The organism is Streptomyces sp. NBC_01408, from assembly GCF_026340255.1.
Taxonomy (GTDB): Bacteria; Actinomycetota; Actinomycetes; order Streptomycetales; family Streptomycetaceae; genus Streptomyces.
Genome location: NZ_JAPEPJ010000001.1, coordinates 3,742,596 through 3,758,247, shown reverse-complemented (window position 1 = coordinate 3,758,247; position 15,652 = coordinate 3,742,596). Strand labels below are relative to the sequence as shown.

At 66.0% G+C, this 15,652-nt stretch carries 12 protein-coding genes and 3 rRNA genes; 4 read left to right on the top strand and 11 right to left on the bottom strand.

Translation table 11 applies throughout. The features are described 5' to 3' along the window. Nucleotides 1–43: 43 nt before the first annotated feature. From rrf to OG447_RS17120, 4 genes are all read right to left on the bottom strand, one after another. Nucleotides 44–160: ribosomal RNA gene (rrf, locus tag OG447_RS17135) — 5S ribosomal RNA — on the bottom strand. A gap of 106 nt (nt 161–266) precedes the next feature. After that, nucleotides 267–3,389 (bottom strand): 23S ribosomal RNA (locus OG447_RS17130). A 288-nt stretch (nt 3,390–3,677) separates the two neighbouring features. After that, nucleotides 3,678–5,202 (bottom strand): 16S ribosomal RNA (locus OG447_RS17125). The 16S, 23S and 5S rRNA genes sit together here, the layout of an rRNA operon. Before the next feature lie 558 nt (nt 5,203–5,760). After that, a complete protein-coding gene (locus OG447_RS17120; RefSeq protein WP_266937482.1) occupies nt 5,761–6,402 on the bottom strand; it encodes a DNA-3-methyladenine glycosylase in 642 nt (213 codons plus the stop codon). Between the two features lie 117 nt (nt 6,403–6,519). Here OG447_RS17120 and OG447_RS17115 point away from each other — a divergent pair, with 117 nt between their 5' ends. The 3 genes from OG447_RS17115 to OG447_RS17105 all read left to right on the top strand — a co-directional run bounded on the left by OG447_RS17115 (nt 6,520) and on the right by OG447_RS17105 (nt 8,614). Further along, the gene (locus tag OG447_RS17115) at nt 6,520–7,302 is read left to right on the top strand and encodes a sporulation protein (RefSeq protein WP_266937481.1); all 783 of its coding nucleotides are present in this window, start codon (nt 6,520–6,522) and stop codon (nt 7,300–7,302) included. A gap of 125 nt (nt 7,303–7,427) precedes the next feature. Then, nucleotides 7,428–7,961 carry a YbhB/YbcL family Raf kinase inhibitor-like protein gene (locus OG447_RS17110; protein ID WP_266937480.1) on the top strand — a complete coding sequence of 178 codons (534 nt, stop codon included), beginning with the start codon at nt 7,428–7,430 and terminating at the stop codon, nt 7,959–7,961. A gap of 149 nt (nt 7,962–8,110) precedes the next feature. Next, a complete protein-coding gene (locus OG447_RS17105) occupies nt 8,111–8,614 on the top strand; it encodes an HNH endonuclease (protein WP_266937479.1) in 504 nt (167 codons plus the stop codon). A gap of 93 nt (nt 8,615–8,707) precedes the next feature. On the opposite strand, the gene OG447_RS17100 is transcribed toward OG447_RS17105, so the two are convergent. From OG447_RS17100 to OG447_RS17085, 4 genes are all read right to left on the bottom strand, one after another. Next, nucleotides 8,708–9,478, bottom strand: coding sequence for a sulfite exporter TauE/SafE family protein (locus OG447_RS17100; RefSeq protein ID WP_266937478.1), 771 nt, complete (start codon nt 9,476–9,478; stop codon nt 8,708–8,710). 105 nt (nt 9,479–9,583) lie between these two features. Next, nucleotides 9,584–10,570: an SPFH domain-containing protein gene (locus OG447_RS17095; RefSeq protein WP_266937477.1), complete on the bottom strand. Its 987-nt coding sequence runs from the start codon at nt 10,568–10,570 to the stop codon at nt 9,584–9,586. An 84-nt stretch (nt 10,571–10,654) separates the two neighbouring features. After that, the gene (locus OG447_RS17090) at nt 10,655–11,083 is read right to left on the bottom strand and encodes an NfeD family protein (RefSeq protein WP_266937476.1); all 429 of its coding nucleotides are present in this window, start codon (nt 11,081–11,083) and stop codon (nt 10,655–10,657) included. Nucleotides 11,084–11,136: 53 nt separating this feature from the next. Continuing rightward, entirely contained in the window at nt 11,137–11,931 is a 795-nt protein-coding gene (locus OG447_RS17085) for an ABC transporter ATP-binding protein (protein ID WP_266937475.1), read from the bottom strand. 133 nt (nt 11,932–12,064) lie between these two features. On the opposite strand from OG447_RS17085, the gene OG447_RS17080 reads away from it, so the two are divergent. After that, entirely contained in the window at nt 12,065–12,838 is a 774-nt protein-coding gene (locus OG447_RS17080) for a hypothetical protein (RefSeq protein WP_266937474.1), read from the top strand. A 520-nt stretch (nt 12,839–13,358) separates the two neighbouring features. Here OG447_RS17080 and OG447_RS17075 read toward each other — a convergent pair. The 3 genes from OG447_RS17075 to OG447_RS17065 form a co-directional block, all read right to left on the bottom strand. Beyond that, complete coding sequence (locus tag OG447_RS17075) at nt 13,359–13,604, bottom strand: chaplin (RefSeq protein ID WP_323181834.1); 246 nt, start codon at nt 13,602–13,604, stop codon at nt 13,359–13,361. A 128-nt stretch (nt 13,605–13,732) separates the two neighbouring features. Next, on the bottom strand, nt 13,733–14,380 hold the full coding sequence (locus OG447_RS17070) for a response regulator transcription factor (protein ID WP_266937473.1): 648 nt from the start codon (nt 14,378–14,380) through the stop codon (nt 13,733–13,735). Next, a complete protein-coding gene (locus OG447_RS17065; RefSeq protein WP_266937472.1) occupies nt 14,373–15,518 on the bottom strand; it encodes a GAF domain-containing sensor histidine kinase in 1,146 nt (381 codons plus the stop codon). Before OG447_RS17065 ends, OG447_RS17070 begins: the two co-directional genes overlap by 8 nt. Nucleotides 15,519–15,652: the final 134 nt, after the last annotated feature.

Here is a 15,652-nt window from a genome sequence, read left to right as displayed (position 1 = left end):
TGGTCCAGCGTTGAACGCTGGACCAAGGGTCCTTTGAAAGATTGTTCGGCGGCGTCCTACTCTCCCACAGGGTCCCCCCTGCAGTACCATCGGCGCTGAAAGGCTTAGCTTCCGGGTTCGGAATGTAACCGGGCGTTTCCCTAACGCTATGACCACCGAAACCCTATCGGTTTCGAGCGAACAAGCACACTTTGTAGTTATGTTCTAGCTCTAGAAACCAGCAACCGTTCGTTGCTTCAGAACTAACACAGTGGACGCGAGCAACTGAGGACAAGCCCTCGGCCTATTAGTACCAGTCAGCTTCACCCGTTACCGGGCTTCCACATCTGGCCTATCAACCCAGTCGTCTACTGGGAGCCTTACCCTCTCAAGGAGGTGGGAATACTCATCTTGAAGCAGGCTTCCCGCTTAGATGCTTTCAGCGGTTATCCCTCCCGAACGTAGCCAACCAGCCATGCCCTTGGCAGGACAACTGGCACACCAGAGGTTCGTCCGTCCCGGTCCTCTCGTACTAGGGACAGCCCTTCTCAATATTCCTACGCGCACAGCGGATAGGGACCGAACTGTCTCACGACGTTCTAAACCCAGCTCGCGTACCGCTTTAATGGGCGAACAGCCCAACCCTTGGGACCGACTCCAGCCCCAGGATGCGACGAGCCGACATCGAGGTGCCAAACCATCCCGTCGATATGGACTCTTGGGGAAGATCAGCCTGTTATCCCCGGGGTACCTTTTATCCGTTGAGCGACGGCGCTTCCACAAGCCACCGCCGGATCACTAGTCCCGACTTTCGTCCCTGCTCGACCCGTCGGTCTCACAGTCAAGCTCCCTTGTGCACTTACACTCAACACCTGATTGCCAACCAGGCTGAGGGAACCTTTGGGCGCCTCCGTTACCCTTTGGGAGGCAACCGCCCCAGTTAAACTACCCATCAGACACTGTCCCTGATCCGGATCACGGACCGAGGTTAGACATCCAGCACGACCAGAGTGGTATTTCAACGGCGACTCCACAACCACTGGCGTGGCTGCTTCAAAGTCTCCCACCTATCCTACACAAGCCGAACCGAACACCAATATCAAACTATAGTAAAGGTCCCGGGGTCTTTCCGTCCTGCTGCGCGAAACGAGCATCTTTACTCGTAGTGCAATTTCACCGGGCCTATGGTTGAGACAGTCGAGAAGTCGTTACGCCATTCGTGCAGGTCGGAACTTACCCGACAAGGAATTTCGCTACCTTAGGATGGTTATAGTTACCACCGCCGTTTACTGGCGCTTAAGTTCTCAGCTTCGCCACACCGAAATGTGACTAACCGGTCCCCTTAACGTTCCAGCACCGGGCAGGCGTCAGTCCGTATACATCGCCTTACGGCTTCGCACGGACCTGTGTTTTTAGTAAACAGTCGCTTCTCGCTGGTCTCTGCGGCCACCCCCAGCTCAAGGAGCAAGTCCTCTCACCAGTGATGGCCCCCCTTCTCCCGAAGTTACGGGGGCATTTTGCCGAGTTCCTTAACCATAGTTCACCCGAACGCCTCGGTATTCTCTACCTGACCACCTGAGTCGGTTTAGGGTACGGGCCGCCATGAAACTCGCTAGAGGCTTTTCTCGACAGCATAGGATCATCCACTTCACCACAATCGGCTCGGCATCAGGTCTCAGCCTTAATGAGGGACGGATTTGCCTACCCCTCGGCCTACACCCTTACCCCGGGACTACCACCGCCCGGGCTGGACTACCTTCCTGCGTCACCCCATCGCTTACCTACTACCACCTTGGATCGGCGGCTCCACCACTTTCCTTTCCCCGAAGGGTCCGGAACGGCTTCACGGCCTTAGCATTAGAGGATTCGATATTGGGCGTTTCAAAGCGGGTACCGGAATATCAACCGGTTGTCCATCGACTACGCCTGTCGGCCTCGCCTTAGGTCCCGACTTACCCTGGGCAGATCAGCTTGACCCAGGAACCCTTAGTCAATCGGCGCACACGTTTCTCACGTGTGTATCGCTACTCATGCCTGCATTCTCACTCGTGAACCGTCCACAACTAGCTTCCGCTGCTGCTTCACCCGGCACACGACGCTCCCCTACCCATCACAGCGGGCGTTGGCCCTATTGCTGCAATGACACGACTTCGGCGGTACGCTTGAGCCCCGCTACATTGTCGGCGCGGAATCACTTGACCAGTGAGCTATTACGCACTCTTTCAAGGGTGGCTGCTTCTAAGCCAACCTCCTGGTTGTCTCTGCGACTCCACATCCTTTCCCACTTAGCGTACGCTTAGGGGCCTTAGTCGATGCTCTGGGCTGTTTCCCTCTCGACCATGGAGCTTATCCCCCACAGTCTCACTGCCGTGCTCTCACTTACCGGCATTCGGAGTTTGGCTAAGGTCAGTAACCCGGTAGGGCCCATCGCCTATCCAGTGCTCTACCTCCGGCAAGAAACACACGACGCTGCACCTAAATGCATTTCGGGGAGAACCAGCTATCACGGAGTTTGATTGGCCTTTCACCCCTAACCACAGGTCATCCCCCAGGTTTTCAACCCTGGTGGGTTCGGTCCTCCACGAAGTCTTACCTCCGCTTCAACCTGCCCATGGCTAGATCACTCCGCTTCGGGTCTAGAGCGTGCAACTCAATCGCCCTATTCGGACTCGCTTTCGCTACGGCTTCCCCACACGGGTTAACCTCGCTACACACCGCTAACTCGCAGGCTCATTCTTCAAAAGGCACGCAGTCACGACCGTTGTTCCGAAGAACAACGGCGACGCTCCCACGGCTTGTAGGCACACGGTTTCAGGTACTATTTCACTCCGCTCCCGCGGTACTTTTCACCATTCCCTCACGGTACTATCCGCTATCGGTCACCAGGGAATATTTAGGCTTAGCGGGTGGTCCCGCCAGATTCACACGGGATTTCTCGGGCCCCGTGCTACTTGGGAGATTCTTAAGCAAGCCGCTGATGTTTCGTCTACGGGGGTCTTACCCTCTACGCCGGACCTTTCGCATGTCCTTCGACTACATCAACGGTTTCTGACTCGCCGACCGGCCGGCAGACCGATCAAAAGAATTCCCACAACCCCGCATGCGCAACCCCTGCCGGGTATCACACGCATACGGTTTGGCCTCATCCGGTTTCGCTCGCCACTACTCCCGGAATCACGGTTGTTTTCTCTTCCTGAGGGTACTGAGATGTTTCACTTCCCCTCGTTCCCTCCACACTGCCTATGTGTTCAGCAGTGGGTGACAGCCCATGACGACTGCCGGGTTTCCCCATTCGGACACCCCCGGATCAAAGCTCAGTTGGCAGCTCCCCGGGGCCTATCGCGGCCTCTCACGTCCTTCATCGGTTCCTGGTGCCAAGGCATCCACCGTGTGCCCTTAAAAACTTGGCCACAGATGCTCGCGTCCACTGTGTAGTTCTCAAGCAACGACCAGCCACCCATCACCCTGCACCTCGAGAGGAACAAGTTCACTGGGGCCGGCATCGCGAAGACACAACCTTTACGGCCGTACCTTCAGATACCCAACAACGTGCCAGGCACGACCCTCCGTCAGTGAGTCACTTTCCACGCCGAAGCAGTACTCGTGATCCATCTGGAAGACCGTGCCAAATAATCAACGTTCCACCCATGAGCTGACCGTGCAGAACATTTGTCTGCAATCGGTACTGTGCTCCTTAGAAAGGAGGTGATCCAGCCGCACCTTCCGGTACGGCTACCTTGTTACGACTTCGTCCCAATCGCCAGTCCCACCTTCGACAGCTCCCTCCCTTACGGGTTGGGCCACCGGCTTCGGGTGTTACCGACTTTCGTGACGTGACGGGCGGTGTGTACAAGGCCCGGGAACGTATTCACCGCAGCAATGCTGATCTGCGATTACTAGCAACTCCGACTTCATGGGGTCGAGTTGCAGACCCCAATCCGAACTGAGACCGGCTTTTTGAGATTCGCTCCACCTCACGGTATCGCAGCTCATTGTACCGGCCATTGTAGCACGTGTGCAGCCCAAGACATAAGGGGCATGATGACTTGACGTCGTCCCCACCTTCCTCCGAGTTGACCCCGGCGGTCTCCTGTGAGTCCCCATCACCCCGAAGGGCATGCTGGCAACACAGGACAAGGGTTGCGCTCGTTGCGGGACTTAACCCAACATCTCACGACACGAGCTGACGACAGCCATGCACCACCTGTATACCGACCACAAGGGGGGCACTATCTCTAATGCTTTCCGGTATATGTCAAGCCTTGGTAAGGTTCTTCGCGTTGCGTCGAATTAAGCCACATGCTCCGCTGCTTGTGCGGGCCCCCGTCAATTCCTTTGAGTTTTAGCCTTGCGGCCGTACTCCCCAGGCGGGGAACTTAATGCGTTAGCTGCGGCACCGACGACGTGGAATGTCGCCAACACCTAGTTCCCAACGTTTACGGCGTGGACTACCAGGGTATCTAATCCTGTTCGCTCCCCACGCTTTCGCTCCTCAGCGTCAGTAATGGCCCAGAGATCCGCCTTCGCCACCGGTGTTCCTCCTGATATCTGCGCATTTCACCGCTACACCAGGAATTCCGATCTCCCCTACCACACTCTAGCTAGCCCGTATCGAATGCAGACCCGAGGTTAAGCCTCGGGCTTTCACATCCGACGTGACAAGCCGCCTACGAGCTCTTTACGCCCAATAATTCCGGACAACGCTTGCGCCCTACGTATTACCGCGGCTGCTGGCACGTAGTTAGCCGGCGCTTCTTCTGCAGGTACCGTCACTTTCGCTTCTTCCCTGCTGAAAGAGGTTTACAACCCGAAGGCCGTCATCCCTCACGCGGCGTCGCTGCATCAGGCTTTCGCCCATTGTGCAATATTCCCCACTGCTGCCTCCCGTAGGAGTCTGGGCCGTGTCTCAGTCCCAGTGTGGCCGGTCGCCCTCTCAGGCCGGCTACCCGTCGTCGCCTTGGTGGGCCATTACCCCACCAACAAGCTGATAGGCCGCGGGCTCATCCTTCACCGCCGGAGCTTTCAACCCCCGCCCATGCAGGCAGGAGTGGTATCCGGTATTAGACCCCGTTTCCAGGGCTTGTCCCAGAGTGAAGGGCAGATTGCCCACGTGTTACTCACCCGTTCGCCACTAATCCACCCCGAAGGGCTTCATCGTTCGACTTGCATGTGTTAAGCACGCCGCCAGCGTTCGTCCTGAGCCAGGATCAAACTCTCCATGAATGTTTACCCGTAATCGGGTTCACACACACGAAAGAGCGGGCCAGTCTTGGTCGGAATAAGACCGACTGACCACAACGTCCTCGCTGTGTTTGTTGCCTGCAAGCACTCCACAAGGAAGCCTCACAGGTCTTTTTCAAAGGAACCTCATCCACCGAAATGGACGGGGTATCAACTTTTGGCGTTGATTTTTGGCACGCTGTTGAGTTCTCAAGGAACGGACGCTTCCTTTGTACTCACCCGCAGCAACAATGACTGGGGCTTTCCTCCGGGCTTCGTTCTTCGTTTCCGACTCTATCAGACTCTTTCGTGTCCGATTCCCGGTCGAAGCGGGTTTCGCTTTCCAGGTTTCCGCTTTCGCGTTTCCCTTTCGGCGTGCCACCACATTAGCGCTTTTCCCTTGCGGCTCATAATCGAGTCACCGGCAGGGAATTCGGGCATGCCGAATAGGACCCCGCCAGGGGTAAGTCGTAGTGAGTGGGTTGGCCGCTCTGGGGGTCTGCTGACAGCAGTGCCCCGTTCAAGCGGCTCGGGCTACGTTAGGCGTCGGCCAGGACCGAGTCAAGTTGAGCGGCGGCGTGGCGCGTGGGCGCGGTACGGGCTCACCGTCGGGTCGTGCGTGATCCAGAAGCGGTAGGGGTGGGCCGCGCCGGCGCCGCCCACCCCGGTGCGCGGGCCGCTGCTCACCAGGTCGGGTGAGGTGGGCGTGCCCGCGAGGAGGGACAGGGGGGAATCGGGGCCCCCGCAGAGGTCGGTGCCGTCGAGGGAGCGGTCCACGTCCAGGGCGGTGGCCAGGCGGGCCGGGCCTTTGGCCAGTTCGCTCCGGTTTCTGGCTGACAGTCGCCGTTTGGCGGCCAGGTCGGCGCCCATCGTGACCTCGCCCGCGCGCAGCAGGACCCCGCTCGCATGGTCCGGCGGGCCGCACACCAGGTTGAGGCTGAACCACATGCCGTAGATGAAGTAGACGTACGCGTGTCCGGGCGGACCGAACATCGATGCGTTGCGGATGGTGCGGCCCCGGTAGGCGTGGGAGCCCGGATCGGCCTCCCCCTCGTACGCCTCGACCTCCGTGATGCGCAGTTCGAGCGGGCCTTCCGGGGTGCGGCGGACCAGGGTGCGACCGAGAAGGTCCGGGGCCACGGTGAGGACCGGGCGGTCGAAGAAGGACCGGGGCAGGGGCGTACGGTCAGCTCGCGCGCTCATCCGGTCGAGCGTAGTGGAACACCTACACCTGCAACCGGGGCCTAAGGTTCCGCGTTGGTAAGGGGTAGTCGCGACGTAGTCGCCAGATCCTTAGATCCGTAGCAGGGGAGTTTGAGCATGGGGTTCAGGAAGCTGTTCGCGAGCCTGGGTGCCGGTGGTGCCTCGGTGGACACGGTCATCACCGAGCCGAACGTCGTGCCGGGCGGGATCGTCCAGGGCGAGGTCCGGATCCAGGGCGGGTCCGTGGAGCAGCAGATCGAGGGGCTGTCCGTCGGGCTGCAGGCGCGGGTCGAGGTCGAGGGCGGTGACCAGGAGTACAAGCAGGACATCGTCTTCAGCAAGCAGCGCCTCGGCGGTGCCTTCCAGGTGCAGGCGGGCGCGCTGCACGTGGTGCCGTTCGGGCTGGAGATCCCCGCGGAGACGCCGATCACCCACTTCGGGGGCCAGCACCTGCACGGGATGAACATCGGGGTCAGCACGGAGCTGGAGATCGCGCGCGCGGTGGACGCCGGCGACCTCGACTCGATCAACGTGCACCCGGTGCCGGCGCAGCAGGCGATCCTGGATGCCTTCCGCCAGCTCGGCTTCTCCTTCCGCAGTGCGGACATGGAGCGCGGTCACATCCGCGGTACGCGCCAGACGCTGCCGTTCTACCAGGAGATCGAGTTCCTGCCGCCGTCGCAGTACCGGGGGCTGAACCAGGTCGAGCTGACCTTCGTGTCGGACGGCCGGGAGATGGACGTGGTCCTGGAGATGGACAAGAAGCCGGGGATGTTCAGCGAGGGCAGTGACACGTACCGCTGCTTCCAGGTGGGTCTGCAGTCGTACCAGGAGACCGACTGGGCGATGTACCTGAACCAGTGGATCGCGTCGGTGGGGTCGCAGCGGAACTGGTTCTGACCGGTTCCGGGTGTTGAGGAGTCGTTGGGGAGGGGGGCCGGGTCGCTGAGCGCGACCCGGCCCCCCTCCCCTTAAGCTCCGGGGCGGACGTTTCCGATCACCCAGGAGCCCAGGAGGTTTCCGTCGTGTCCGAGCTGAAAAGGCCGCCGCTCCCGCATGATTTCCACCCCGAGGTGCACGCCTTCACCGTGACGAGCGCCGATCTGGCTCCGGGTGCGGAACTGGACGACGCTCAGGTCAAGTCGGGTGGCGACCTCTCGCCGCAGCTGCGGTGGGAGGGGTTCCCGGAGGGGACGAAGAGCTTCGCCGTGACCTGCTTCGACCCGGACGCGCCGACGGGCAGCGGGTTCTGGCACTGGGTGCTCTTCGATCTGCCGGTCTCGGTCACGGAGCTGCCGGCCGGGGCGGGCAGCGGCGCGTTCGAGGGGCTGCCCGCGGGCGCCGTGCACGGGCGCAACGACTACGGGACGAAGGACTTCGGCGGGGCTGCGCCGCCGGCCGGAGAGCGGCACCGGTACGTGTTCACCGTGTACGCCGTGGACAGGGAGAAGCTGGGTCCCGGTGCCGAGGCGTCTCCCGCGGTCGTCGGTTTCAATCTGCGGTTCCACACGCTCGGGCGGGCCCAACTGATCGGTGAGTACGAGGGTCCTGTCGGCTGATCGTTCGCACAGCGTTTGCCCGGTCCTGGTCTAAAGACGGCCAGGACCGGGCATTTTTATTGCGTTGTCCCGCGTGGCGCGCGCGACCAGAGTGGTTGCGGGCCCCGCCGCCACAGTGGTCGCGGGCCTGCACACGGGAGGTGGGCGAGATGCGGGACACGCTGGTGCTGAATGCGAGCTTCGAGCCGCTGTCGACGGTGACGCTGAACCGGGCGGTGGTCCTGGTACTTCAGGACAAGGCCGTCGTCGAGCAGTCGCATCCCGAGCTGCGTGTGCGCGCCGCCACCATGGAGCTTCCGATGCCCCGGGTGATCAGACTCTGCAGGTACGTCCGGGTGCCCTTCCGAAGACATGCTCCCTGGTCGCGGAGGGGGGTGCTGGTCCGGGACCAGCACCGGTGCGCGTACTGCGGGAAACGCGCGACGACCGTGGACCACGTGCTTCCGCGGGCCCAGGGGGGCGGGGACACCTGGCTGAACACGGTGGCTTCCTGCGCCGAGGACAACCACCGCAAGGCGGCCAGGACTCCGGAGGAGGCGGGGATGCCGCTCCTCCGGAAGCCCTTCGTGCCGTCTCCGGCGGATGCCATGCTGCTCGCCCTGGGAGTGGCCGGGCGGGACGCGCTGCCGGACTGGCTGGAGCGCTCGGCCTAGGCCGGACGCGCTCCCGCCGTGTTTCCCGACGGCTCGTGTGCCCCGTCCGAGCTCCTGTTCGGCCCGCTGGGCGACGTATCTCTGCTACGTCGCTCAGCGGACGAGCAGCTGGACGATCGCCAGGACGCCGACCGTCACGATGACCGCGCGCAGGACGTTCGGCGGGAGGCGGCGGCCGACCTTGGCGCCGATCTGGCCGCCGATGGTGGAGCCGACGGCGATGAGCAGGACGGCCGTCCAGTCGAACTCGGCGACGAAGAGGAAGAGGACGGCTGCGATGCCGTTCACCATGGCGGCGAGGACGTTCTTCACCGCGTTGATGCGTTGCAGGTCCTCGCGGAGGAGCAGGCCCATCAGGCCTATGTAGAGCACGCCCTGGGCCGCGCCGAAGTAGCCTCCGTAGGCACTGGCGAACAGCATGCCGCCCATCAGGGCCGGGCCGCCGTCGGGGTGGCCGGTGTCTCCTCCCGCGGCGTCCTGGCGTCGGCGCAGGGCCTTGGCGAGGCGGGGCTGGACGACGACGAGCACGAGGGCGAGCCCGATGAGGACGGGCACGATCGTGTCGAAGGAGTCGGACGGCAGGGTGAGGAGCAGGACGGCGCCCGCGAGTCCGCCGACGAGTGAGACGGCGCCGAGGCGCAGGATGCGGGAGCGCTGTCCCCGGAGTTCCTTGCGGTAGCCGATGGCTCCGCTGATCGAGCCGGGCACCAGGCCGAGGGTGTTCGACACGTTGGCGGTGACCGGCGGCAGGCCGGTGGCCAGCAGCACCGGGAAGGTGATGAGCGTGCCGGATCCGACGATGGTGTTGATGGTGCCCGCGCCGATGCCGGCGGCGAAGACGGCGAGTGATTCCCAGATGGACATGGGCTGGGTCGTCCCCTTTGCATGAGTGAGTCGCCTCCCCGCCATGAAGGTCGAGGGGCCTCACTGATCATGCAGGAGGGGACGGTCCGTCCGTGGCCGGGGGGGTCAGTCGATGGGGGGCTGTTCGCGGCGGTCCGCGGAGTCCCTGTCCCGTGCGGCGGGGATGCCGCCGCCGTCCTTGCCGGAGTTCTGCGGGTTGAAGCCCGAACCCCCGCCCATGGGACCGAAGTTGCCCATGGCTCCGGAGAGGCCCTTGAGGGCGTCGCCGATCTCGCTCGGCACGATCCAGAGCTTGTTGGCGTCGCCTTCGGCGATCTTCGGGAGCATCTGGAGGTACTGGTAGGCGAGGAGCTTCTGGTCGGCGTCGCCGGCGTGGATCGACTCGAAGACCGTACGGATGGCCTGCGCCTCGCCCTCGGCGCGCAGGGCGGCGGCTTTGGCGTCACCCTCGGCGCGCAGGATGGAGGACTGCTTCTCACCCTCGGCGCGCAGGATCTCGGACTGCCGGACACCTTCGGCCTGGAGGATCGCGGCGCGCTTGTCGCGGTCGGCGCGCATCTGCTTCTCCATCGAGTCCTGGATGGAGGTCGGCGGCTCGATGGCCTTGAGCTCGACGCGGTTGACGCGGATGCCCCACTTGCCGGTGGCCTCGTCGAGGACGCCGCGCAGGGCCGCGTTGATCTCCTCGCGGGAGGTCAGGGTCCGCTCCAGGTCCATGCCGCCGATGATGTTGCGGAGGGTGGTGACGGTGAGCTGCTCGATGGCCTGGATGTAACTGGCCACTTCGTACGTCGCCGCGCGTGCGTCGGTCACCTGGTAGTAGATGACCGTGTCGATGTTGACGACGAGGTTGTCCTGGGTGATGACCGGCTGCGGCGGGAAGGGGACGACCTGTTCGCGGAGGTCGATCCGGTTGCGGATCGAGTCGATGAACGGGACGACGATGTTGAGGCCCGCGTTGAGGGTGCGGGTGTAGCGGCCGAACCGCTCGACGATGGCGGCGCTGGCCTGCGGGATCACCTGGATCGTCTTGACCAGTGCGATGAAGACCAGAACCACCAGAATGATCAGGACGATGATGATCGGTTGCATGCGGTTCCCCGTGCCCTTCCGGCTGTCTGTGCTGCCCCGTTGAGCGGAGTCTCGCAGACCCGGGGGCTGCGAGCAGGCTGCTTGTCACATCACGACGGCGGTGGCCCCGTCGATCTCCACGACGTCCACGGACTGGCCCGGTTCGAAAACGCTGTCCGTGTCGAGGGTGCGCGCCGACCAGATCTCGCCGGCGAGCTTGATGCGGCCGCCGCTGCCGTCGACGCGTTCGAGGACGACGGCGCTCCTGCCCTTCAACGCGTCGATTCCGCTGCGGTGTTGGGGCCGGTCGCGGTGCCGGTTGGCGATGGGCCGTACGACGGCGATGAGCGCGACCGAGACGATCACGAAGACCAGGACCTGCGCCACCACTCCCCCGCCGAGGGCCGCCGTGACGGCGGCCGCCACCGCGCCGACGGCGAACATGCCGAACTCAGGCATCGCGGTGAGCACGAGGGGAATGCCCAGTCCGACCGCGCCGATCAGCCACCACACCCATGCGTCGATGTCGTCCACATGGTCATGGTAGGTCGGTGGGGCGCGGTCCGGACAGGGTGCGGGGTCACGTACTACCTCAGGGGGAGCCCCTGGGCGGTCCAGCGGTCGTTGCCGTTGCGCTCGACGATCAGGGGGAGGCCGAAGCAGAGCGAGAGGTTGCGCGAGGTCAGTTCGAGGTCGATCGGTCCCGCGGTGACGACCTTGCCCTGACGGATCATCAGGACGTGGGTGAAGCCGGGGGCGATCTCCTCGACGTGGTGCGTGACCATGACCATGGACGGCGCGAGCGGGTCGCTGGCGAGGCGGCCGAGGCGGCGTACGAGGTCCTCGCGGCCGCCGAGGTCCAGACCGGCGGCGGGCTCGTCGAGGAGCAGCAGCTCGGGGTCGGTCATCAGGGCGCGGGCGATCAGCGTGCGCTTGCGCTCGCCCTCGGAGAGCGTGCCGAACTTGCGGTCGAGGTACTCCGTCATGCCGAGGCGGTCGAGGAAGGCGCGGGCGCGCTGCTCGTCGATGTCCTCGTACTCCTCCTGCCAGGTCGCCGTCATGCCGTAGGCGGCGGTCAGGACGGTCTGCAGGACGGTCTGCCTCTTCGGGAGCTTGTCGGCCATCGCGATGCCGGCCATACCGATGCGGGGGCGCAGCTCGAAGACGTCCACCCGGCCGAGGGTGCTGCCGAGGATGGTGGCGCTGCCCTTGGTGGGGAAGAGGTAGCTGGAGGCGAGGTTCAGCAGGGTGGTCTTGCCGGCGCCGTTGGGGCCGAGGATCACCCAGCGCTCGCCCTCCTTGACCGACCAGGAGACCTGATCCACCAGAGCCCGGCCCTCGCGGACCACGGATACGTCCACCAGTTCCAGAACATCGCTCATGAGCGTGTTGTCACCCCTTGCAGTCACGGTTCTCTGTGCGCCGGAAGACGCAGCCCCAGGGGAAAACCTACGCCACTGCGAGAGGGGTCCGGGGCCGGGGCCCGGTGCCGGGACCGATCCGTAAAGTAGGGGGATGCTTTTCGAACCACGTTCAGGGCGGCTGGCCGCCTGGGGGAACGCGCTGCTGGCCGGTCTCGTCTCGCCCGACGAGGCCGCTTTGTCGATCGTGGGCGAGGACGCCGTGCACCGGGTGGTGGGGCTGCCGGGGGAATCGGGATCCGTGGGGCTCACGCTGGCCCTGGGGCGGATGCGGGCGCTGGGGGTCACCGGCCTGCGGGTGGCCCTGCCTGCGCCCGGGCATCCGCTGGGGCTGAGCGGGCCGCCGGAGTTCAACGCGCGGGCGCTGGACGCCGAGGAGGCCGTCGTCGCGGTGGGGGCGGCGGTGGGGCTGGTGCCGGAGGTGGCGGAGGCCGGGCCGGCGGGTGACCTGCACGTGTCGGTGACCTGGCACTGCCTGCCGGTACGGGAGGCACCCCCGGCGGACGTGCCGTCGCTGAGCGAGGCGGAGCGGGAGCTGGCGGAGGCGCTGCGCGAGGCGACCGAGGTGCTGACCCGGCTGGACGTGGCGGGCTCCGGCCCGGTGGCGGAGGCCGCGCTGTCGGCGTACCGGGCCCGGGCGGAGGCGGGCCGCGAGGTGCTGGCGCCGGGGTATCCGCCGCGGGCGGTACGGGTGCTCGCGCTGGCGCAGCGGGTGGACCTGCTGGTGTCGCTGGCGTACGAGAACGGGCACGGCGGTGCGGTGGCCGCGTCGGAGATCGCGGCGCGGGCGGAGGCTTTGCGGCCGGTGGAGCGGGTGGCTCGGCGGGCGCTGGTCGCGGCGTACAACTCGGCGGTGGAGGAGCACTAGTGCTGTGGCCGGAAAGGTTTGCCGGGGCGCGTCGTCCGGTGCGGTGCATCGCAAGGCGGAGGGCCGCGACCCGTACTGGACGTACCGGCGCGGTCCGACAACGCGGCGAGGCGCCGTACCGGGCGGCGCGACCCGGTGAACCTTTCCGGTCACAGCACTAGCCCTTGGCCTCCGGCTCGGGGGGCGGGGTACGGGTGGCTGCGCCCGGGCTTTCCGGGGTTCCGCCCCGGGCCCCGCGCCTCAAGCGCCGGCGGGGCTGGATGTGGCCCGGCCACGTGCGCGGGGGCGGGCCGGCTGCGCCGGGGCCCCTGGGGCTCCGCCCCAGACCCCGCGCCTCAAACGCCGGCGGGGCTGGATCTGGCCCGGCGGGGGCTGGATGTGCCTGCGGGGCTGGATCTGGCCCGGCGGGGGCTGGATGTGCCTGCGGGGGTGGAGGTGCCGGGGCTGGAATGCTGCGGCCCCGCTTCCCGGGGAGAGGGGGGAAGCGGGGCCGGTGGCGTCAGTCCTGCTGGCGGCGCAGTTACGCGTTCACGCCCGTGTTGCCGAAGGCGCCGTTCAGCAGGCCGATCACGGTGACCGTGTTGCCGACGACGTTCACCGGGACGTGCACGGGGACCTGGAGCTGGTTCCCGGAGGCCACGCCGGGCGAGTTCAGGGCCTCGCCCTCCGCCGACGCACCGCCGTGCGCCGCGGAGACACCGGCGCCGGCGGCGAGGAGGCCACCCGCGATCATGGTGACGGTGGCGGCCTTCTTGAAGTTCTTCACGTTCTCGTCCTCCAGTACGTCTGCCGCGACCAGCCGTCGCGGCACGCCATGGAGAACGGCCGCCCGGCCGCCGGGATACGCCATGTGGGCTACATACACCCGACCGTATGAATCTCAGACCGGTCGGTTCACTCCGCGATTCCGTGCCTGACCGCCCACAACGCCGCCTGGGTGCGGTCCGCGAGGTCCAGTTTCATCAGGATGTTCGATACGTGGGTCTTGACCGTCTTCTCGGAGAGGACGAGCGCCCGCGCGATCTCGCGGTTCGAGCGGCCGTCCGCGATGAGGGAGAGGACCTCCCGTTCCCGGTCGGTCAGGGAGCCGCTGCGGCCGGGCGAGGGGCTCTGGTCCTCCTGGGAGAGGAGTGCCACGGCCACCTCCGGCTGGAGGAGTACGTGGCCCGCGTGGACGGAGCGGATGGCCCGGGCCAGGGCCTCGGGGTCGATGTCCTTGTAGACATATCCGGCGGCGCCCGCCCGCAGGGCCGGGACCACGGTCCGCTGCTCCGTGAAGCTGGTGACGATCAGCACCCGCGCCGGGTTCGCCAGCTCGCGCAGCCTGCGCAGTGCCTCGATGCCGTCAGTGCCCGGCATCTTGATGTCCATGAGGATCACGTCGGGCCGCAGTTCCTCGGCGCGGGCGATGCCCTCCTCGCCGTCGGAGGCCTCGCCGACCACCTCGATGTCGTCCTGGACCTCCAGGAAGGTGCGCAGGCCGCGCCGGACCACCTGGTGGTCGTCGACCAGCAGGACACGGACGGGGGGTGTGTCAGCCACCCGGGACCTCCATCTCGATCGTGGTGCCGCTGCCGGGCTCCGAGTGCACCTCTAGCCGCCCGCCGACGCCGCCCGCGCGGTCCCGCATGGAGACCAGGCCCAGGTGGCGGCCCGCGCGGCGGACCGTGCGGGGGTCGAAGCCCCGGCCCGAGTCGATGACCTTCAGTACGGCTCCGCCGCCGCGGGTGCGGGCCAGCGCGACCTCGACGCGGTCCGCGCCCGAGTGGCGCAGGGCGTTGTGGAGGGCCTCCTGGGCGACGCGGAGCAGCGCTTCCTCCTGGGCCGCGGGGAGGGCCCGTACCCCGTCGCAGGTGAAGGTGACGTGCGCGGTGTGGGCGCGGTCGAGCACCTGGACGTGGGTGCGGAGGGTGGCGACGAGGCCGTCCTCGTCGAGCGCGGCCGGGCGCAGCTCGGTCACGGCGGCCCGCAGTTCGTCGGCGGCCTCCGCGGCGAGGGCGGCGACCTGCTGGAGTTCGTCCTTGGCGCGGGCCGGGTCGCGGTCCACGAGGGCGGCGGCGGCCTGGGCGGTGAGGCGGAGCGAGAAGAGCTTCTGGCTGACGGCGTCGTGGAGCTCGTGGGCGAGGCGGGAGCGCTCCTCGGTGATGGTGAGCTCGCGGCTGCGCTCGTAGAGCCGGGCGTTGGTGAGGGCGATCGCGGCGTGCTGGGCGAGGAGGTCCAGGAGTTCCTCGTCCTCCTCGGTGAATCCGCAGCCGGCTCCGGGGCGTGGGCAGCGCTTGTTGGCGAGGAAGAGGGCGCCGAGGGTCTCCTCGCCGTCGCGGATCGGCAGGCCGAGGAAGTCGGACATCTCCGGGTGGGCGGCGGGCCAGCCCCCGAAGCGCGGGTCCTTGCGTACGTCGGCCAGGCGCTCGGCGCCGTCCTGGTGGAGCATCGCGGCGAGGATGCCGTGCTGGCGGGGCAGCGGGCCGATGCGGCGCCACTGCTCCTCGGTGATGCCGTCCACGACGAACTGGGCGAAGCCCCCGTGGTCGTCGGGGACGCCCAGGGCCGCGTACTCGGCGTCCAGCAGCTCGCGGGCCGAGACCACGATCGTGCGCAGGACGTCGCGTACCTCCAGCGTGCGGCTCATGGCGAGCAGCGCGGTGCTGACGGCGGCCAGGCCGCTGCGGGGTCGGTGCATGGGCTCACCGTACCCGCGGGGGTGAGCTGCGGGATCGGGCCCGGGACGTAGGGCCAAGGGACCGCCCGGGGTGGGTCCTGCGGCCGAGGCGGCGGCGGGTGACCGGTTCCTAGGTTGGGGGCATCTGCTGGGCG